Origin of the sequence: Ruegeria aquimaris (genome assembly GCF_025751555.1) — a bacterium.
GTDB lineage: Bacteria > Pseudomonadota > Alphaproteobacteria > Rhodobacterales > Rhodobacteraceae > Ruegeria_B > Ruegeria_B aquimaris.
Window position 1 is genome coordinate 50,712 of the sequence record NZ_JAOWLB010000007.1, and the last position, 18,692, is coordinate 69,403.

The following is an 18,692-nucleotide window of genomic DNA, read 5'->3' on the forward strand; positions in this document are numbered from 1 at the left end:
AAGAAGACATGGGGACAGGAGACGCCGGCGTGGCGCATGAACGGCAGAAATCAATCGCCAGAAACTCGCTGCTGATCCGGTCCTTGCCCGATCATCATGTCGATATCCTATTGGGCCAGGCGGTCTGGCGCAGTTATGAGCGTGGCGAGACCCTTTTCCTGCAAGAGGAAAAGGCCCAGGCTATCCATGTGGTGATCGACGGCTGGGTCAAGCTGTTCCGGATGACGCCCACCGGCGCCGAGGCGGTGGTGAGCGTGTTCACCCGTGGTGAGAGCTTTGGCGAAGCGGTCGCGCTCAAGAACATGCCTTATCCGGTGTCTGCCGAGGCGGTCACCACGTGTGAGGTGATGCATATCCCCAGTTCGGTGTTTTTGTCCCTGATGCGCCGCGACCCCGAGATCTGCATCTCTATTCTCGCCTCGACCTTTGGCCATCTGCACTCTCTGGTGGCGCAGCTCGAACAGCTCAAGGCACAGACCGGAGCACAGCGGGTGGCCGAATTCCTGCTGAACCTTTCTGATTGCAGCGATGGCCCCTGCGAAGTCACGCTGCCATATGACAAGATGCTGATTGCCGGTCGTCTGGGCATGAAGCCTGAAAGCCTCAGCCGCGCCTTTGCCCGGCTCAAGGACGCCGGTGTCACGGTTAAACGCAACCACGCCGAGATCTCGGACATCGCGCAACTGCGCGACTATGCCGAAAGCGATCCGGCCGAAAGCTGGAGCAAGGGATGACTGACCGACTGCAAACGGTTCTCGCGGCGATCGATGCCGCCAACAGCGCCGATCCACGCATGGATGAAGGCCGCCCCGAAGCGCTGCTTTATGGCGAGCGAATGAGTGCGGAACTGGGTCGGCTGTTTCCCGAAGCGTCAGAACCGCTGCGCATCGCCGCGCGCGGGCAACATGTGGAACGCTGGAAGCTGGCTCGCGCGACCTATCCCGAGGGGCGGGCAGGGTATCTTGCTTGGCGGCGGGCGCAGGCGGTGCATCATGCCGAGGTGGTCTCGGCCCTGATGCGGGACGCAGGGTACGATCCCGAGGACATAGAGATTGCGGGCCGGATGCTGCGCAAGGAGGGCATCAAGCGCGATCCGCAGGTTCAGGCGCTGGAAGACGTGATCTGTTTTGTCTTCCTCAAGTGGTACTTCGCCCCCTTTGCCGCGAAACATAGTGCTGAGAAGGTGCTGGACATCGTGGTCAAGACCGCACGCAAGATGTCGGCGGATGCCCGGGCACGGGTATTGCAGGAATTCGAATTGCCCGCCGAACTCGCCTCTGCCTTCCGGTAGTCAACCGTCAAGCCCATAGGCCCGGCGCAACCCACGTTTTGTGCCTGGCCCAAACTGGCCGTCGATGGTTCCCTGATAGAGATCGAAGCGCCGCAGCTCTGCTTGCAGTTCGCGCCGAGTTTCGGGTTTCAATGAATCGGGGTGCTCTGTCAGAACCTTGAGAACGTCGGCATTGCCGACCCTGAGCGCCTGATACAGGTACTGCGCCGCTTCGCGCGGGCCCTTGCCCTCGATCAAACCATCGTCGATCAGGGCGGCGAAGTTGTACATCGCCTGCGGGTGCCGGAGGTCAGCGGCGCGTTCAAAATGTTCAAGCGCACGTTTCGGGTCGCGGGGCAGGCCCAGCATGCCGTGATAGTAGAAAAATCCAAGATCATTGATGGCGTCCGGAAAGTCCTGGCTCGCGGATTGCCTGTAAAAGTCCAGCGCGCGGGCCTGATCCTGCGGAACGCCACGTCCGGTCTCGTACTGGATGGCCAGTTCGTATTGGGCTTCGGGCGATCCCGCGTCTGCGGCTTGCGCCAGCAGCCGTGCGGCCTCGACCGGGTCGAACCGGTCTTCGTTCGGATTCAGATGCATGAATGCCAGACCCAAGAGCGACCGGGTGTCCCCCTCGGCGGCGAGTTGCCGGAACTGAGCCTCGTCATCGGGGCGCAGCGCGGACCAGGCCAGTTGTTCCCGGTCTGTCGTGCCGGTTTCCGGAGCACCACCAGCCAGGAAAAAAGGAATGCCCGACAGGGAGCCGTATGTGTGAGGCTCTTGCATGTTGTTGGTCAGGCGCAGAACCTCGTCCCGAACCTGCCGGAACATCAGCGAGATTTCGAGCCCCGGTTCGTCGATCTTGTCGATCAGGGCCAGCGCAAAGGGGCTGTTCTCTCCGGCGCCGTCCAACGCCACCTTGCCATCCTTTGCGGCAAAGGCGACCAGGGTGCCGCGTTCGGGCGACGGTTCGGCCAGACCCTGACCGATGCCACGGGCGGCCGTAACGTTCTGATTGCCGGTGGTTGTTCCCGCAGGTGCCAGACTGTCGCCAAACGGATTGTCCCGGCAACTGTCCAGAATGACGATGCGCATCTTGCGCGCCCGGTCGACGGTGTTCAGGAAATCCTTGAGCGACACGGATTGGTTCTGGATGTCCTGATTGCTGGTGACCCGCGCATCGGCGGCGATCAGAAAGTTCTCGCCCTGTACCTCGACACCGTGACCTGCGAAGTAAATCAGGGCGAGGTCGGCTGTCTCTGCCCGGAACGAGAAACGATCCAGTTCCTGCTGGATCGTTGCCCTGTCGGGATCTGTCAGTTGTGAAACCTCAAAGCCGATACGTTCCAGAGTTTCGGCGATTGCACGCGCATCGTTGACGGTGTTCTTCAACGGAGTAATGGCCTGATACGCGGAAATGCCGATGACCAACGCGACCCTTTCGGCGCACAGGGCGGAAAGGGGCCAGAGCAGAGCAAAAACAACAAGAATGAGACGAAGCATTGTAATCCTGTCCGGGGGCCGACAGTTGGTAGGATCAGACTAAGCGTCAGGACCGGTCCCGGTCCAGATATTCCGATGCTCCATCCGGTTGCGATCCGTTTGCCCGGCAAGCAATCCGGGTGTATGGTCGGGGCATTGATATGACTTCTTTTGCCGAGGCCCATTGTTCCCGCGAGTGGTAAGGAAATCCGATGCGTATTCCGCAAGTCAAGATGGCTGTTGTCCTGCTGGCCTCAATGACAGTGGTGGGTGTGTTTTCTGACGGATCGAACGCCCAATCGAACGAAGGTTCGTCGGCATATGGTGGCGGCGGTGTTTCCCGGGACAGCGCGCTTTCCAACATAGCGGCCTGGACCCCGGTCAACGCGGCCACGACCGGGCGGATCGTCAAAGCCCTGAACTCGGCCGCAGAGTTTTGCCGGTCGAAAGCCGATCGCGCATTTGTGCTGGATTGCATGAACTATGAATATTGGCAGATCGTGAACGCGCTACCCAAGACGGGTGAATATGCCGAAGTGCGCGTGGCGCTGGAGGGGGCGGCCAAGAACATGTCCGCACTGGTCAAACGCCACGGTACCCAGACATCCGCGAAGACGCTGAGCCGCGGGGGCAGCCAACCAAAGACCACCACGCGAAAGATCGCCCCGGTTCCCGCATCCGCCGTATCGACGACCGCCCGTCAGGCGGCAAATGCGATTGCCGAAGCGCAGACCGTCTTGTTGCGATCGACCGGAAACTCGGATCTGCGGCGGGTCCAGTTCCAAAGAATCGCCCAGGCGATGGACAGCGGTGCGATCCTTCTACGCTCCCTGTAACAGGTTGGGGGGCGTCATGCCGCCCGTCAGGCGGGTAATCTGCGATGCTGCATCGGCGACCGCCTGACCAAACCTTTCTATGTTGACGGATTTGAAGCGACCGCTGGGTCCAGAGATCGAGATACCGGCGCAGGGCAGGCCGTTCTCGTCGAAAATGGTGGCGCCGACACAGGACATCCCTTCGTGCCTTTCGTCAGCCTCATAAGACCAGCCGCGTTCGCGCGTACGTTCCAGATCCGCAAACAGGTCATTGGGGGTCGACAGGGTGTTGGGTGTGAACACCGGCAGACCGGCCTTTTGCAACAGCGCGCGCGCCCGCTCTGGCGGCATCATCGCAAGAATCGCCTTGCCGGTTCCCGAGGCATGCATGGGTGAGCGCGTTCCGGCGGGAAAGAAGGCCCGGATGGGATGGGCGGTTTCGACCTGGGCAATGGAGACGACCTCGGCGCCATCCGGTACGGCCAGATTGGCCGTCTCTCCGGTTTGTTCCATCAGCGCGCGCAGGATCGGTTGACCGATCTCGGTCAGGCCCGCCCGACGCAAATAGGCTGAACCGGTGCGATAGGCTTCGATCCCGACAAGCCATTCCTGGCTATGGCGGTCGAAATCGGCAAAACCGTGTTTTTGCAGGGTGGTCAGGATACGGTGTGCCGTTGCCGGAGGCAGACCCTGGGCCATTGCCAGATCTGTCAATGTCGCCCGCCCGACCCGGGCAACAGTCGTCAGCAATCCCAAGGCGCGATCCAGCGACTGCAAGGTTGCGCCGCCTGATTCCGTAAACGGCGATCTGGGCCGACCACGCGGCCGTTTGGTTGTGTTCATTGCGTGCCTCATGCCTTGTTTCACGGCGATTCCAGGCAAGAAAAGTTTTTCTGTTTTCTTGTTCGTTGCCGCAATGAAAAACGAAAAACGTCGTGAAAACAACATGTAATGTTTTTCATAAGTACTGCGGAAAAGTTTTTCAGAAAAATTGCGTACTTGGCTGATTGCCCGCATTCTCTGTGCAAAGAGGGAGGACCCCGCCATGTCAGATCAGAACCCGGTTTTCATTCCAGGCCCGACAAACATTCCGGACAGGTTGCGTCGCGCCATGCAGGTACAGACCCGTGACCACCGCGCGCCGGATTTTGTCGAAACGCTTGCGCCCGTGCTTGAGGGGATCAAGAAAGTCCTGAACACGACCGACGGGCATGTCGTCACCTTTCCCTCCACCGGTACGGGTGGCTGGGAGGCCGCGATCAGCAATACGCTCAGCCCCGGCGACAAAGTTCTGGTGGCCCGCTATGGCATGTTCTCGCACCGTTGGATCGACCTGTGCCAGCGGCATGGGCTGGATGTCGAGATCATCGAAACTGCGTGGGGCGCCGGCGCGCCCGCCGATCGGTTCGAAGAGGCGCTGCGCGCTGACGTGGATCACCGGATCAAGGCGGTGCTCGTCACCCATAACGAGACCGCGACAGGTGTTCTGAGCGACATTGCCGCTGTGCGCGCCGCGATGCGGGCGGCGGACCATCCGGCGCTGTTGTTTGTCGATGCGGTCAGTTCGCTGGCATCCGTCCCGTTCCACATGGATGAATGGGGCGTCGATATCGTGGTGTCCGGCTCGCAAAAGGGCTTCATGCTGACCACCGGAATGGCGATCTTGGGCGTTAGCCCAAAGGCCTTGGCGGCGATGGAGACCGCGCGCCTGCCGCGAACCTTCTTTGATTTTCGCGACATGATGGGGGCGAATGCCAAGGGCGGGTTCCCTTACACGCCGCCCCTGCAACTGATCTATGGCATGTCGGAAAGCCTGAACATGCTGTTCGAAGAGGGTCTGGACAATGTCTATGCCCGCCATCACCGGCTGGCCGAAGGGGTGCGGCGGGCGGTTGCCGCCTGGGGTATGAAGCTGGTGGCACAATCGCCTGATCTCTACTCGGACACCGTTAGCGCGATCTACGTGCCCGACGGCTTCGACAGCAACAAGCTGACCGATCACGCGTTCCACGCCTATGGGGTCAGTTTTGGAATCGGGCTGGGAGAGATGAACGGGCGCGCCTTCCGGATCGGTCACCTCGGCAGCCTGACGGATGTCATGGTTCTGAGCGGGCTCGCCGCGATCGAAATGGCGATGGCCGATCTGAACTATCCGATCCGATTGGGCAGTGGTGTCGCGGCGGCGCAGGAGTTTTTCCGGCAACCTGCGCGCACTGCGGCCAAATCCGCAGCATGAAGGAGAACGGAATGCTTGATGCCATGACACTTGCCGCCGACCTGACGATCGCGGATGTGCGCGCCGCGCACGATCGTATCCGGCCACATATCCGGCGGACGCCGGTTCTGCACTCTGACTATCTGAATGAACTGACCGGCGCTCAAATGTTCTTCAAATGCGAGAACCTGCAAGAGGCGGGCGCCTTCAAAGTGCGCGGGGCCTGCAACGCAGTATTCGGTCTGAACGAAGACGCCGCCCGGCGCGGCGTTGCCACGCACAGTTCGGGCAACCATGCGCTGTCTTTGTCCTATGCGGCCGGGCGACGCGGCATTCCCTGCAATGTGGTCATGCCGCGCACCGCGCCGCAGGCCAAGAAGGACGCGGTGCGGCGCTATGGCGGTATCGTCACCGAATGCGAGCCTTCGACCAGCAGCCGCGAGGCGGTTTTTGCCGAGGTTCAGCAGGCATCCGGTGGTGAATTCGTCCACCCCTACAACGATCCGCGCGTGATTGCTGGGCAAGGAACCTGTTCGCTGGAACTGTTGGAGCAGATGGATGGTCTCGATGCGGTTGTCGCGCCCATCGGAGGTGGCGGGATGATTTCCGGCACCTGCCTGACCCTGTCGAACCTGGCACCCGAAGTCGCGATCTATGCCGCCGAGCCCGAACAGGCCGATGATGCCTATCGCAGCTTCAAGGCGGGTCATATCATAGCCGATGATGCGCCCGAAACCGTGGCTGACGGGCTCAAGGTGCCGCTGAAAGAAAATACCTGGCATTTCGTTTCCAACTTCGTGACCGACATCCATACGGCCAGCGAAGAAGAGATCGTCGCCGCGATGAAGCTGACATGGAAATACCTGCGGGTGGTGATGGAGCCGTCTTCGGCTGTTCCGCTGGCGACTATTCTAAAGAACCCCGATGTCTACCGTGGCAAACGCGTCGGAGTCATCATCACCGGCGGCAACGTCGATCTGGACAGTCTGCCCTGGACCCAGGGCTGAGAAGGACAAGGATATGAAGGACATGACCAATCTCGCCGAACTCGAAGTCGGTTTCGATATCCCTGCCGCGATCGGCATGGACGAAAGCGAAATCCAGACGCCCTGCCTGATCCTCGATCTGGACGCGTTGGAGCGCAACATCGTCAAGATGGGCGACTATGCCCGCGCACATGACATGCGCCACCGGGTGCACGGCAAAATGCACAAGTCGGTGGACGTGGCCAAGTTGCAGGAACGTCTTGGCGGCGCGGTCGGCGTCTGCTGTCAGAAAGTGTCCGAGGCCGAGGTCTTTGCGCGCGGCGGGATCAAGGACGTCCTGGTCTCGAACCAGGTGCGAGACCCGCTCAAGATCGACCGTCTGGCCCGCATCCCGCTGACTGGTGCGCGCACCATCGTCTGTGTCGATGACATCGACAATGTGGCCGACCTTTCGGCCGCCGCGCAGAAACACGGCACGCAACTGGAGTGTTTTGTCGAGATCGACTGTGGTGCGGGCCGTTGCGGCGTGACCACAACCTCGGAGGTGGTTCGGATCGCTCAGGCAATTGACGCCGCGCCGGGGCTGAAATTCACAGGCATACAGGCCTATCAGGGTGCGATGCAGCACATGGACAGCTACGCAGACCGCAAGGCCAAGCTGGATATCGCCATTGCCCAGGTCCGCGATGCGGTCGATGGACTGAAGGCGGTCGGGTTGGAGCCTGAGCTTGTGTCCGGCGGTGGAACTGGAAGCTACTATTTCGAGAGCAATTCCGGCGTATTCAACGAGCTTCAGTGCGGTTCATATGCCTTCATGGACGCGGATTATGGCCGTATTCTTGACGAGAACGGCAAGCGCATCGACCGGGGCGAATGGGAAAACGCGCTGTTCATCCTGACCAGCGTGATGAGCCACGCCAAGGCAGACAAGGCGATTGTCGACGCGGGGTTGAAGGCGCAGTCGGTCGATAGCGGTCTGCCGGTCGTTTTTGGACGCGATGACGTGGAATACATCAAGTGTTCGGACGAACATGGCGTGGTCAGCGACCCGCACGGCGCATTGAAGGTAAACGACAAACTGCGGCTGGTCCCCGGTCATTGTGACCCGACCTGCAATGTCCACGATTGGTATGTGGGTGTCCGCAACGGCAAGGTCGAAGCACTCTGGCCCGTTTCGGCGCGTGGCAAGGCCTATTAACCCAACTTCGGTAGCCCAGACTTACTCGAAAGGACGAAGAATGAACGAGGTTCTGATCGTCGGCGAAGACATCTGTCAGCAGGTTGTGGGCCAGGGCGATGCCTTTGCCGCGGTCGAAGCGGTCTTTGCCGCCATGCACCGTGGCGAGGCGCGCAACTTCCCCGTGGTCCGCGAGGCATTGGGGCATGCAGAGGCTTTGTACGGGTTCAAATCCGGGTTTGACCGGGCTGGGCATGTGCTGGGCGTCAAATCGGGCGGGTACTGGCCGGGAAATATCGAGCGCGGCCTGACCAACCACCAGTCGACCGTTTTTCTTTTCGACCCGGATACAGGGCAATTGTCGGCACTGGTGGGGGGCAACTATCTGACCGCAGTGCGGACTGCGGCCAGTTCGGCCGTGTCCATCGCCTATCTGGCGCGCAAGGATGCCAAGGTACTTGGCATGGTCGGCGCCGGGCATCAATCCACTTTTCAATTGCGGGCCGCCGCCGCTCAGCGCGCGTTCGAAAAGGTCGTCGCCTGGAACCCGCATCCGGAAATGCTTCCGCGTCTTGCAGCCGTGGCTGAAGAACTCGGTTTGGATTTCGAAGCTGTAAGCCCGCAGGAGCTTGGCGCGCAGGCGGACGTAATCATTACCATCACATCCGCCTATGAACCTCTGCTTCTAGCCGATTGGATCAGGCCGGGAACACATCTGGCCTGCATGGGAACCGATACAAAGGGAAAGATGGAGGTTGATCCGACCCTGTTGGCCAGGGCTACGGTGTTCACCGACGAGGTCGCTCAGTCTGTGACAATCGGGGAAGCACAGCACGCGGTGGCACAGGGCCTTGTCCGGGCGGATGATGTCACACCGATCGGTGCGGTGATCAACGGCAGTCACCCGGGTCGTGCGCAGGATGCGGATATCACCCTGTTCGATGGGACCGGGGTTGGTTTGCAGGATCTCGCGGTTGCCTCGGTCGCCGTACAGCTTGCCTCGCAGCACGGTCTGGCCGTGCGCGCGGCCTTATAGGCTCTTGGGCGCGGGCGACGGGCCCGCGTCGGGGCGCAGGTTCGCGGTTCTCAGCACGGGCGACCGGGCGGACACATTGGCCCGGCTTTCACGCCAGACCACGAACATGCCGGATGCGATGATGATAACCGCCCCGACCGCCACCCAACGGTCGGGTGTTTCCCCGAAGAAGATCATTCCGAATGTGGTGGCCCACAGGATCTGGGAATATTGGATTGGAGCGACCACAGCGGCGGGCGCGGCCCGGTATGCCTGAATGATCAGATGCTGCGCGCTTACCGACAGAAGCCCCACCAGTGCCATCATCGACAGGTGCGCCAGCGACGGAGGGCGATAGACCAGTGGTTGTAGCGCCCCCATGACCAGAACCCCGACCAGCATAGGATAAAGGATCAGAACGGCGGAGCGTTCGCTGTTACCGATCTTGCGCACAAGGATGGTGGCCAGGGCGCTGGAGCTTGCTGCGGTCAGCGCCGCGAAATGCCCAAGCGACAAGGCGGTCATGCCGGGCCTCAATACAATCAGCACGCCAACCAGACCCACCGCAACAGCGGCCCACCGTTGCATGCGGACCTTCTCGCCCAACAGCGGCACCGACAGCGCCGTCACCAGCAGAGGAAATGTAAAGAGCAGCGAGTAGACCTCGGTCAGCGGCAATGTCGCAAAGGCATAAAATGCGGTGGCCATCGAGGTGACCATCAGGGCAGAGCGAAACAGGACCAATCCGGGATTATTGGGGCGGAACGTGTCGATCTTGCGATCTGTCAGGACGGTGATTGTCAGAGGGACAAAGGAAAACAGCGTCGCAAAGAAGATGATCTGGAAAACGGAATAGCTTTCGCCGAGCGCCTTGATCAGGGCATCATGGGTGGCAAAGACCGCGAACCCTGCAAAGGCCAAACCCATGCCAGGTGTCGCAGAGGTGGCTCCGGTCACGATCTTTTTTCCCGATGCATCATGTGGTGTTGCATAGCGCCGGAGATGCTGGCTGAAAAGGCCAAAGCCCGGATTGTTGGCGTCTGCATATCGGGTTTCGAATTCTGCATGGGGTCGGGCCCGGCGCCGCTGCCTGTAAGCCCCCGATCAAGAACGGTCCATGATGAACCGATCCGGTATCAGGCCAAGCGCCCACTTGATCGCGGTCCGGATTGGCACCCTGCTTCTTCCTCTTGCGGAAAATATCCCTGGGGAGTCACCGAAGGTGACGGGGGCAGCGCCCCCTCTCGCCCTTACTCCAGCGCGGCAAAACCCGCATCCAATGCCGACAGAATGTCACTGACATCCTGAGCACTCAACACCAGCGGCGGCGACAGGATGATGTTCGGCCCCGAAATCCGAAGCATCACCCCGGCCCGGTACGCCGTCTCGTAAACGGTGTTCATGGTCGCGGCACCGGCGGGCGACTTGTTGGCCCGGTCTGAGACCACTTCGATCGCCGCCATCAGACCGTGACCGCCGCGCACGTCGCCAATCATGTCGTGTTTGGCTGCCAGCGTTTGCAGGCCGCTGAACAGTTCGGCGCCGCGTGCAGCCGCATTGCTGGCCACGTTGGCCTTCACCGTTTCCTTCAGGCAGACCACTGCCGCCGCCGCCCCCACCGGGTGGCCGGAATAGGTATAGCCATGGCTGATCGCGCCCTTGCCACTGGCATCGCCCTCGAACACTTCGGTCATCCGCGCGCCGATCAGCACCGCGCCAAAGGGGAAATACCCATTGGTGATCGCTTTGGCGGTACACATCATGTCTGGCTGCACCCCCCAGAGCCGCGAACCCGACCAGGCACCGGTGCGGCCGAATGCGGTGATCACCTCGTCGGCGATCAGCAGGATACCGTTCCGGTCGCAGATCTCGCGCACCATCGGCATGAAGCTTTCATGCGGCGGGATCACTCCACCTGCGCCCAAGATCGGTTCCATGATGAAGGCCGCGATCGTCTCGGCCCCCTGAAAGGCGATCTCGTCCTCCAGCGCCTGGGCGCACAGCTGCGCCAGCCGTGCCGGGTCGGTTTCGTTGAACGGGTTGCGATAGGTATAGGGGGCGGGGATGTGGAAACAGCCGGGCAGCAGCGGTTCGTAGTCGGTGCGGAACTTGTTGTTGCCATTGACCGAGGCGCCGCCGAAATGGGTGCCGTGGTACCCTTTTTTCAGCGACAGGAACTTGGTCCGCTGCGGCTGTCCACGCAGCTTGTGATATTGTCGCGCCAGCCGCAGCGCGGTCTCGACACTGTCCGATCCGCCCGAGGTGTAGAATACCCGCTGGATGCCTTCCTCGGCGAAAAATTCGCACAGGTCATAGGCCAGCTCGATGGAGGCATCGTTGGTGGTGCCGCGGAAGGTCGAGTAGTAGGGCAGGGTGTCGAGTTGCCCGGAAATGGCCTGTTTCACCGCATCGTTGGAATAGCCCAGATTGACGTTCCAAAGCCCGCCGACCGCGTCGATGGTCTCGTGCCCGTCGATATCGCGGATACGTACACCCGCCGCGCCGGTGATGATCTTGGGGGGATTCGCCTGGGCGTCGGCGGGATGCGTCATCGGCTGCCAGAACTGGCGGGCGTTCTGTTCCCTGATGAAGTTTGCGTTTTTCATCGACATCTCTCCTTTTGCGGCGAGCTACCCTTTGTCCCTCATGCTTGACACAGGGAAACTCCTGTGACAAGAATTTTTTGAAACGATGGTTTGAATAGTGAACCGATAGGAGTTTGACTTTGGATCAATCAAGTATCGATATGTTGCGGAACCGGGTCATTCCTCCACGTGGTCATGTGATTGACGGCCGGGTTGTTGCCGGGGGTGATACGCTTGACGTCATCTCACCTATCGACGGTTCCGTGCTGACCCAGATCGCCCGGGGCGGCGCGCGAGAGGTCGCGCAGGCGACCGCCGCCGCCCGCCGTGCGTTCAACTCCTGCGTCTGGGCCGGGCAAACGCCCGCCGCCCGCAAGAAGGTGCTGACCCGTCTGGCTGAGCTGATCGAGGGTGAGGCGCTGGACCTTGCCGTACAGGGGGTGCGCGACAACGGCACCGAGATTTCCATGGCCTTCAAGGCCGAAAGTGGCTCGGCCGCCGGGACCTTTCGTTACTACGCCGAGGCCCTGGACAAGGTCTATGGCGAGATTGCCCCCACAGGGGGCGATATCTTGGGGCTGGTCCACAAGGAACCGGTGGGCGTGGTGGGCGCTATCCTGCCCTGGAACTTCCCCCTGATGATCGGCGCGTGGAAGATCGCGCCAGCGCTGGCCATGGGCAATTCCATCGTGGTCAAACCGGCAGAGAGCGCCTCGCTCTCGATCCTGCGGCTGGCGGAACTGGCGCTGGAGGCGGGGTTGCCCGAGGGCGTGTTCAACGTGGTGACCGGCAAGGGATCCGAGGTGGGAGAGGCGATGGGCCTGTCGATGGAGATCGACATACTTGTCTTTACCGGTTCGGGTGCGGTCGGGCGGCGGCTGTTGGAGTATTCCGCTCGCTCGAACCTGAAACGCTGTTACCTTGAGCTGGGCGGCAAATCGCCCAATGTGGTCTTTGCGGATGTGGCCGATCTGGATCACGCGGCCAAGGTTTCGGCGGCGGGCATCTTTCGCAATTCGGGGCAGGTCTGTGTTGCGGGCTCGCGGCTGATCGTGGCACGGTCGATCCATGATGAATTCGTCGATGCGCTCTGCCGCCATGCCAGCGCGCTGAAGGTGGGCGATCCGCTCGATCTGGGCTCGACCGTGGGGGCGGTGCATTCGGCGGCGCAGCTGGAGCAGAACCTGCGCTTTGTCGAGACCGCGCTGGCCGAAGGGGCCGATTGCGCGCTCGGCGGCAAGCGTATTCTGGAGGAGACGGGCGGGTATTACATGCAGCCCACGGTGATGACCGGCGTGACGCGCGACGCGACGCTGAACCAGCACGAGGTGTTCGGCCCGGTGCTGGCGGTCAGCGCCTTTGACACCGAGGGTGAGGCGGTCGATCTGGCCAATTCCACCGTCTATGGCCTGGCTTCGGGCCTGTGGACCTCGGACCTTGTCCGGGCGCATCGGATGGTGCGCGCCATCCGCGCCGGTGTGGTGCATGTGAACACCTATGGCGGCGCCGATGGCACCGTGCCCTTGGGCGGGGTCGGCCAGTCGGGCAACGGCCATGACAAGAGCCTGCATGCGCTCGACAAATACGTGGATCTAAAAACCGCCTGGATGCAACTATGACACCGGACACACAGTCCTTGCTTGATCGGCGCGCGCGCCTGTTGGGGCCGAATGTCAGCCTGTTCTATGACGAGCCGATACATGTGGTTCGGGGGCAGGGGGTCTGGCTGTGGGACAATGACGGCAACAGATATCTCGACTGCTATAACAACGTGCCTCATGTGGGGCATTGTCACCCCCGCGTGGTCGAGGCCATCGCGACGCAGGCCGCGACGCTGAATACCCATACCCGCTATCTGCACGAGGGAATTCTCGACTATGTCGAGGCGCTGACTCAGACCTTCGATGCGCCGCTGGACACCGCGATCCTGACCTGTACCGGCTCCGAAGCGAACGATATCGCGCTGCGCATGGCACAGGCGGTTACCGGCAACACCGGGGTGATCGCGAGCGATCATACCTATCACGGCAACACGATGGCGGTGTCCCAGCTGTCGCGCACAAACCCGCCGCCGGGCGGGTATTGGGACAACATGGCCTTTGTGCCCGCGCCCGACAGCTATCGCCCCCTGGGCGGCGTTCCCGGCCCGGCGCATGCGTTGGCCTTTGCCGCTGCTGTGCAGGGGCAGATCGAGTCGCTGGCCGCGCGCGGACACAAGCTCGCCTGCCTGATCCTCTGTCCCTATTTCGCCAACGAGGGCTTTCCCACGCTGGAACCCGGCTGGCTCGGCCCCGCGATCGAGGCCGTGCGCCGCGCCGGTGGCGTCGTGATCGCGGATGAGGTGCAGCCTGGGTTCGGGCGCCTGGGCAGCCATTTCTGGGGGCATCAGAAAGCGGGTATTCAACCCGATGTGGTCACCCTGGGCAAACCCATGGCCAATGGCCACCCGGTGGGCGGGGTGGTGACCAGCCCCGGAATCATGGCGGCGTTTCGCGAGCGGTTCCGCTATTTCAACACCTTTGGCGGCAACCCGGTTTCGGCGGCAGCCGCGCTGGCGACGCTGAACGTGGTGCAGGACGAAGGGTTGATGGAGAATGCGCGCGCGGTGGGTGACTATGCCCGCGAGGGCCTGCGCGACCTCGCCGCGCGCCACGAATGCATCGGCGATGTGCGCGGGTCGGGATTGTTCTTTGGGGCCGAGCTGGTGCTGGACCGGACCGACAAGACCCCCGCCACCGCCTTTGCCAAACGTGTTGCCAACGCGATGCGGCAGCGGGGCGTGCTGCTGAACTTTCTGGGCATCCATTACAACACGCTGAAGATCCGCCCGCCCATGCCGTTCAGCCGTGACAATGCCGACCAGTTGATCGAAACACTGGACGCTGTGCTGTCCGAAACGCCGTTTGTGCCGTGACCGCCGCCGTCGCCCGCACCTTGACACTCTGGGGCCTCGACGGGGCCAGCTATGAGCTGGCCGCGCGGCGGGAAAACGAGGTCTGGAAGGTGTCGGACGGCACGCGCCACTATGCGCTGCGCTTTCACCGGCCTGCCTATCGGAGCGAGGCCGAGCTGACCTCGGAACTGCTCTGGGTCGAGATGCTGGGGCAGGCGGGGTTGCGGGTGCCCCAACCGGTGCGCCAGCCGGATGGCGCCGTACTGGGCCGGATCGAGGGGCGCCATGTCAGTCTGCTCGATTGGCTTGGCGGGCGTCCGCTGGGCAAGATGGGGCAGCTGGCGCCGGATCTGGATGCCGAGGCCGTGGGCCGAATGATCGGGGCGCAAATGGCGCGGATGCACGACCTGTCGGACCGCTGGACGCCGCCCGCGGGTTTCCAGCGCCCCGACTGGCGGCGTTCGGGTCTGCTGGGGGCGGACCCGCTCTGGGGTCGCTTCTGGGAGCATCCCGACCTCGACCCCGCGCAGCGGCAGCTGATGATCGCGACCCGTGAGCGCGCGCTGGCGCGTTTCGAGGATTTCGCGCCGCGCGCCGATCAGGGCTTGATCCATGCCGATCTGGTCGTCGAGAATGTGCTGGTCGACCACGATCGCGTGGCATTCATAGATTTTGACGACGGTGCCTGGGGATACCGGGATTTCGACCTTGCCACGGTTCTGGTCAAGTTCATCGGCCAGCCTGATTACGACAAGCTGCGGGCGGGCCTGTGCGCGGGCTATGACGCGCGCCGCAGGATCGAGCCCGGCACGCTTGATTTCATGCTGCTGCTGCGGGCGCTGACCTATCCGGGCTGGATCATGTCACGGCTGGACGAGCCGGGCGGGCGGCAAAGATCGGCGCGTATGCTGGACACCGCGCTGCGGCTGGCCAGGGATTTCATGGAGGAGAGGCAGAGATGAGTGACAAGACGATCCTGATCGCGGGCACCTATGACACCAAGGATGACGAGCTGAACTATCTTGCCGGCGTGATCGCGGCGCAGGGGGGCGGCTTGTTGTCGATGGATGTCAGCGTGCTGGGTGATCCGTCCCGGCCGACGGATGTCTCGAAACACGCGGTGGCCGAGGCGGGCGGAAGCTCGATTCAGGCGGCGATCGACAGCGGTGACGAGAATGTCGCGATGCAGATCATGGCGCGCGGTGCTGCGGCCAAGGCGCTGGAGTTGTACCGAGCGGGCCGCGTCCATGGGGTGATTGTGCTGGGCGGCACCATGGGCACCGATCTGGCGCTGGACCTGTGTTCGGCACTGCCGTTGGGGGTCCCCAAATACATCGTCTCGACTGTCTCGTTCTCACCCTTGCTGCCACCCGACCGCATCCCGGCGGATGTGCAGATGATCCTCTGGGCTGGAGGACTTTACGGGCTGAACTCTATCTGCAAAGCCTCGCTCAGCCAGGCGGCGGGCGCGGTGCTGGGCGCGGCGCGGGCGGTTGAGGCCCCGATCCGCGACCGGCCCCTCATCGGCATGACTAGCTTTGGCAAGACGGTGCTGCGATACATGGTCAGCCTGAAACCGGCGCTGGAGGCGCGCGGATATGAGGTCGCCGTGTTCCATGCCACCGGCATGGGCGGTCGCGCATTCGAGAGCCTTGCGGCCGAGGGCGCCTTTGCCGCCGTGTTCGATTTCGCGCCGCAGGAAGTGGCCAACCACATCTTTGGCGGCTTGTCCGCTGGCGAAGACCGCATGACCAACGCCGGGCGACGCGGCATCCCGCAACTGGTGGCGCCAGGCTGTTACGATCTGGTTGATTATGTCGGCTGGCAGGCGCCGCCCCCCGCGCTGGCCGACCGGCCTAGCCATGCCCATAACCGTCTGTTGACTTCGGCAGTGCTGGACGCGGACGAGCGGCGGCAGGTTGCCCGGACCATCTGTGGCAAACTGGCGGGCGCACAGGGTCCGGTGACGCTGATGCTGCCCACCGGGGGCTGCAACGAATGGGACCGCCCTGGCGCGCCGCTGCATGATGCGGAAGGGCTGGCGGCCTTTTGCGACGAGATCCGCAGTGCTTGCCCAGACAATGCCGACCTGATCGAGCTGGATGCCCATATCAACGATGCCGCGTTCGCGGACCGGGCACTGGCGGTGTTCGACGATTGGGTGGCACGGGGGGTGGTCGGCAAACGGGCTTGAACTCTGGTCAATAACCTACATGCGCTGTAGGTATTGACCATGTACTCGATCGGAACCCTTGCCCGCAGAACCGGCACCAAGGTGCAGACCATCCGCTATTACGAGCAGATCGGGCTGATGCCCGAGGCTGGGCGCACCGCAGGCGGGCAGCGCCGCTATGATGAGGCCGCGCTGGACCGGCTGGCCTTTATCCGCCACGGGCGGCAACTGGGCTTTGGCCTGGATGCGATCCGCGAGCTTCTGGCGTTGAACGACCAGCCGGGGCAAAGCTGCTCGACCTCGGATTCCATTGCCCGGCGGCAACTGGCGCAGGTGCAACAGCGGCTGGCCCGGCTGCGCGCGCTGGAGACCGAGTTGCAGCGGATGATCGACAGTTGCGACGGTCATCGCGGCAGCGATTGCCGGGTGCTTGAGGTGTTGCGCGACCATGCCGAATGCCTGACCGATCACGGCTCGGAGGCCCCGGTTCAGTCGTAGCGGCGCCGGGTCTTGACCCCCTCGTGGGTGATCGTGCAGAGCGACAGCGTGTGGTCCATGTTGCGCATCCGGTGGCGCAGCATCTGCCGGGACAGCCGCGCCAGATCCGCCGCATGGTTGGGGTCGCCCGCCACGTTGTGGAACTCGCCCTTACCTTGATGGTCGAACAGCATCGGCGGCAGGTCGGCGGCGAATTCGACCAGCGTGAAACGGGCGTCGCGCAGGATCGCCACCGCGCCCTCGCTGGGGCCAAAACCGAACTGTTTTTGCCAGAGCGTCGGTGCCAGCGGGTCCGAGATGTCCAGCTCGGAAAAGGAGTACTGCCGCCAGTCAGAGGGTGCCTCGCCCATCAGGAAGGGCCTGAGCGAGCGGCCATCCACCGAGTTCGGGATATCCTGCCCGACCCAGTCAAGGATGGTGGGCATCAGGTCGATCGACTCGGTCGGGGCCTCGACCACATGGCCCGGCTTGCAACCCGGCGCGCGGATGATCAGCGGCGTGAGATAGGCGGCGTCATAGACCGTCATCTTGCCCCAGCTGTGACGATCGCCCAGCATCTCGCCATGATCGGCGGTCACCACGATCAGGGTGTTGTCATACTGGCCTGTCTCTTTCAGATGCGCGATCACCCGGCCGATATGAGTATCGACCTCGGTCGCAAGGCCCAGATAGACCGCGCGCAGGGTCTGGATGGTCTCGTCGGTGGGCTCCAGATCGGGGAAGCCCAGCACGAAACTGGCCGGGCTGTAATAGCGCGTGGCGGGGCCAAAGAAGGGGTGTTCACCTGCCTCGTCGTCGCGCGCCGACAGCTGCGCGGGCAGGGGCAACTTGGCGGGATCGTACATCGTGTTATAGGGCGCGGGCGCTACCAGCGGCGGATGCGGCCGGATATAGGTAAGATGCGCGAACCAGCTCTGCCCGGCCCAGGCGGGCATGTTGGCCAGGAACTGATCGGTCAGAAAGGCGGTATCGCTGTCCTCGGCCCGATACATCGCCGGGCCGTTCAGGCACGGGGTGCCGTCGGCATCCGGGCGGGGCACATAGACCTGCGCGTAATCGTCAAAGACATAGCCGCGGTTCTTCAGATGCGATTGCCAGGGATAGGACATCTCCAGCCGCATCTCGGTGACCTCGTGAAACCCGTTCATCGGGAATTCATAGGTCTTGAGCGCCGGGTCGTTGGCGTCATAGGCGCGCGGATCCTGCGAGGTGTCGGTATAGCCAAAGAGCAGCGGCAAGTAGCCCGCCTTGCGCATCTCGGTCGCGATATTGGGCGTGTCATGGCGCAGCGGGGTGCCGTTGCGGACCGAGCGGTGGTTCATCGCGTATTGCCCGGTCAGGATCGAGGCGCGCGATGGCCCGCAGGGGTTGGTTACCGAATAGTGACGGCGAAAGCTGACCGCGTCCTCGGCCAGCGCCCGCAGATGTGGCAGATCGACGTGACCCGCCAGCGCCCCCCACAGGCAATCGGCCCGCAACTGGTCGATGATGATGAAAAGAACGTTGCCCTGCCTGTTCATGGTGCGACCCGCCGGTTTCCGTTGGCCAATGGGTAGCCAGTTGGCGATCCCCTGTCCAGCCGG

At 62.6% G+C, this 18,692-nt stretch carries 17 protein-coding genes; 12 read left to right on the top strand and 5 right to left on the bottom strand.

Features of this window, described 5'->3' with window-relative positions; all coding sequences use genetic code 11:
- The first annotated feature begins 29 nt into the window (after window positions 1-29).
- Window positions 30-734 carry a Crp/Fnr family transcriptional regulator gene (locus OE747_RS11700; RefSeq protein ID WP_263828781.1) on the top strand — a complete coding sequence of 235 codons (705 nt, stop codon included), beginning with the start codon at window positions 30-32 and terminating at the stop codon, window positions 732-734.
- Window positions 731-1,291, top strand: a complete 561-nt coding sequence (locus OE747_RS11705) for a DUF4202 domain-containing protein (protein ID WP_263828782.1) — start codon at window positions 731-733, stop codon at window positions 1,289-1,291. Before OE747_RS11700 ends, OE747_RS11705 begins: the two co-directional genes overlap by 4 nt.
- Here the strand turns inward: OE747_RS11705 and OE747_RS11710 are convergent, their stop codons facing one another.
- Window positions 1,292-2,773: a caspase family protein gene (locus OE747_RS11710; RefSeq protein WP_263828783.1), complete on the bottom strand. Its 1,482-nt coding sequence runs from the start codon at window positions 2,771-2,773 to the stop codon at window positions 1,292-1,294.
- A 191-nt stretch (window positions 2,774-2,964) separates the two neighbouring features.
- On the opposite strand from OE747_RS11710, the gene OE747_RS11715 reads away from it, so the two are divergent.
- Window positions 2,965-3,588 carry a hypothetical protein gene (locus OE747_RS11715; RefSeq protein ID WP_263828784.1) on the top strand — a complete coding sequence of 208 codons (624 nt, stop codon included), beginning with the start codon at window positions 2,965-2,967 and terminating at the stop codon, window positions 3,586-3,588.
- On the opposite strand, the gene OE747_RS11720 is transcribed toward OE747_RS11715, so the two are convergent.
- The gene (locus OE747_RS11720) at window positions 3,574-4,422 is read right to left on the bottom strand and encodes an IclR family transcriptional regulator (protein ID WP_318527308.1); all 849 of its coding nucleotides are present in this window, start codon (window positions 4,420-4,422) and stop codon (window positions 3,574-3,576) included. The two genes, OE747_RS11715 and OE747_RS11720, sit on opposite strands and share 15 nt — an antisense overlap.
- Window positions 4,423-4,612: 190 nt before the next feature.
- On the opposite strand from OE747_RS11720, the gene bhcA reads away from it, so the two are divergent.
- The 4 genes from bhcA to bhcD are packed head-to-tail and all read left to right on the top strand — an operon-like array spanning window position 4,613 to window position 8,981.
- The gene (gene bhcA, locus OE747_RS11725; RefSeq protein WP_263828786.1) at window positions 4,613-5,803 is read left to right on the top strand and encodes an L-aspartate--glyoxylate aminotransferase BhcA; all 1,191 of its coding nucleotides are present in this window, start codon (window positions 4,613-4,615) and stop codon (window positions 5,801-5,803) included.
- 11 nt (window positions 5,804-5,814) lie between these two features.
- The gene (gene bhcB / locus OE747_RS11730) at window positions 5,815-6,789 is read left to right on the top strand and encodes a beta-hydroxyaspartate dehydratase BhcB (protein WP_263828787.1); all 975 of its coding nucleotides are present in this window, start codon (window positions 5,815-5,817) and stop codon (window positions 6,787-6,789) included.
- A 13-nt stretch (window positions 6,790-6,802) separates the two neighbouring features.
- A complete protein-coding gene (bhcC, locus tag OE747_RS11735; RefSeq protein WP_263828788.1) occupies window positions 6,803-7,966 on the top strand; it encodes a 3-hydroxy-D-aspartate aldolase BhcC in 1,164 nt (387 codons plus the stop codon).
- A gap of 40 nt (window positions 7,967-8,006) precedes the next feature.
- Window positions 8,007-8,981: an iminosuccinate reductase BhcD gene (bhcD, locus tag OE747_RS11740; protein ID WP_263828789.1), complete on the top strand. Its 975-nt coding sequence runs from the start codon at window positions 8,007-8,009 to the stop codon at window positions 8,979-8,981.
- Here the strand turns inward: bhcD and OE747_RS11745 are convergent.
- Both OE747_RS11745 and OE747_RS11750 read right to left on the bottom strand, forming a co-directional pair.
- Window positions 8,976-9,887 (bottom strand): DMT family transporter, encoded by a 912-nt coding sequence (locus OE747_RS11745; protein ID WP_263828922.1) that lies wholly within the window; start codon window positions 9,885-9,887, stop codon window positions 8,976-8,978. The two genes, bhcD and OE747_RS11745, sit on opposite strands and share 6 nt — an antisense overlap.
- A 323-nt stretch (window positions 9,888-10,210) precedes the next feature.
- A complete protein-coding gene (locus OE747_RS11750) occupies window positions 10,211-11,566 on the bottom strand; it encodes an aspartate aminotransferase family protein (protein ID WP_263828790.1) in 1,356 nt (451 codons plus the stop codon).
- Window positions 11,567-11,706: 140 nt separating this feature from the next.
- Here OE747_RS11750 and OE747_RS11755 point away from each other — a divergent pair, with 140 nt between their 5' ends.
- Genes OE747_RS11755 through OE747_RS11775 form a run of 5 tightly spaced genes read left to right on the top strand, consistent with a single transcriptional unit; the run spans window position 11,707 to window position 17,109 of the window.
- Entirely contained in the window at window positions 11,707-13,164 is a 1,458-nt protein-coding gene (locus OE747_RS11755) for an aldehyde dehydrogenase family protein (RefSeq protein WP_263828791.1), read from the top strand.
- A complete protein-coding gene (locus OE747_RS11760; RefSeq protein ID WP_263828792.1) occupies window positions 13,161-14,459 on the top strand; it encodes an aspartate aminotransferase family protein in 1,299 nt (432 codons plus the stop codon). The genes OE747_RS11755 and OE747_RS11760 overlap by 4 nt, the downstream gene beginning before the upstream one ends.
- Window positions 14,456-15,400 carry a homoserine kinase gene (locus OE747_RS11765; protein WP_263828793.1) on the top strand — a complete coding sequence of 315 codons (945 nt, stop codon included), beginning with the start codon at window positions 14,456-14,458 and terminating at the stop codon, window positions 15,398-15,400. Before OE747_RS11760 ends, OE747_RS11765 begins: the two co-directional genes overlap by 4 nt.
- The gene (locus OE747_RS11770) at window positions 15,397-16,632 is read left to right on the top strand and encodes a Tm-1-like ATP-binding domain-containing protein (RefSeq protein ID WP_263828794.1); all 1,236 of its coding nucleotides are present in this window, start codon (window positions 15,397-15,399) and stop codon (window positions 16,630-16,632) included. Before OE747_RS11765 ends, OE747_RS11770 begins: the two co-directional genes overlap by 4 nt.
- Window positions 16,633-16,671: 39 nt before the next feature.
- A complete protein-coding gene (locus OE747_RS11775) occupies window positions 16,672-17,109 on the top strand; it encodes a MerR family transcriptional regulator (RefSeq protein WP_263828795.1) in 438 nt (145 codons plus the stop codon).
- Here OE747_RS11775 and OE747_RS11780 read toward each other — a convergent pair.
- Window positions 17,100-18,629 (bottom strand): sulfatase-like hydrolase/transferase, encoded by a 1,530-nt coding sequence (locus OE747_RS11780; protein WP_263828796.1) that lies wholly within the window; start codon window positions 18,627-18,629, stop codon window positions 17,100-17,102. The genes OE747_RS11775 and OE747_RS11780 overlap by 10 nt on opposite strands.
- Window positions 18,630-18,692: the final 63 nt, after the last annotated feature.

What these genes read in the sequence shown, in the direction of transcription:
- OE747_RS11705 (WP_263828782.1), top strand. Translation starts at nt 731, where the DNA reads ATGACTGACCGACTGCAAACGGTTCTCGCGGCGATCGATGCCGCCAAC.
- OE747_RS11710 (WP_263828783.1), bottom strand. Translation starts at nt 2,773, where the DNA reads ATGCTTCGTCTCATTCTTGTTGTTTTTGCTCTGCTCTGGCCCCTTTCC.
- OE747_RS11715 (WP_263828784.1), top strand. Translation starts at nt 2,965, where the DNA reads ATGCGTATTCCGCAAGTCAAGATGGCTGTTGTCCTGCTGGCCTCAATG.
- OE747_RS11720 (WP_318527308.1), bottom strand. Translation starts at nt 4,422, where the DNA reads ATGAGGCACGCAATGAACACAACCAAACGGCCGCGTGGTCGGCCCAGA.
- bhcA (WP_263828786.1), top strand. Translation starts at nt 4,613, where the DNA reads ATGTCAGATCAGAACCCGGTTTTCATTCCAGGCCCGACAAACATTCCG.
- bhcB (WP_263828787.1), top strand. Translation starts at nt 5,815, where the DNA reads ATGCTTGATGCCATGACACTTGCCGCCGACCTGACGATCGCGGATGTG.
- bhcC (WP_263828788.1), top strand. Translation starts at nt 6,803, where the DNA reads ATGAAGGACATGACCAATCTCGCCGAACTCGAAGTCGGTTTCGATATC.
- bhcD (WP_263828789.1), top strand. Translation starts at nt 8,007, where the DNA reads ATGAACGAGGTTCTGATCGTCGGCGAAGACATCTGTCAGCAGGTTGTG.
- OE747_RS11745 (WP_263828922.1), bottom strand. Translation starts at nt 9,887, where the DNA reads ATGGGTTTGGCCTTTGCAGGGTTCGCGGTCTTTGCCACCCATGATGCC.
- OE747_RS11750 (WP_263828790.1), bottom strand. Translation starts at nt 11,566, where the DNA reads ATGAAAAACGCAAACTTCATCAGGGAACAGAACGCCCGCCAGTTCTGG.
- OE747_RS11755 (WP_263828791.1), top strand. Translation starts at nt 11,707, where the DNA reads ATGTTGCGGAACCGGGTCATTCCTCCACGTGGTCATGTGATTGACGGC.
- OE747_RS11760 (WP_263828792.1), top strand. Translation starts at nt 13,161, where the DNA reads ATGACACCGGACACACAGTCCTTGCTTGATCGGCGCGCGCGCCTGTTG.
- OE747_RS11770 (WP_263828794.1), top strand. Translation starts at nt 15,397, where the DNA reads ATGAGTGACAAGACGATCCTGATCGCGGGCACCTATGACACCAAGGAT.
- OE747_RS11775 (WP_263828795.1), top strand. Translation starts at nt 16,672, where the DNA reads ATGTACTCGATCGGAACCCTTGCCCGCAGAACCGGCACCAAGGTGCAG.
- OE747_RS11780 (WP_263828796.1), bottom strand. Translation starts at nt 18,629, where the DNA reads ATGAACAGGCAGGGCAACGTTCTTTTCATCATCATCGACCAGTTGCGG.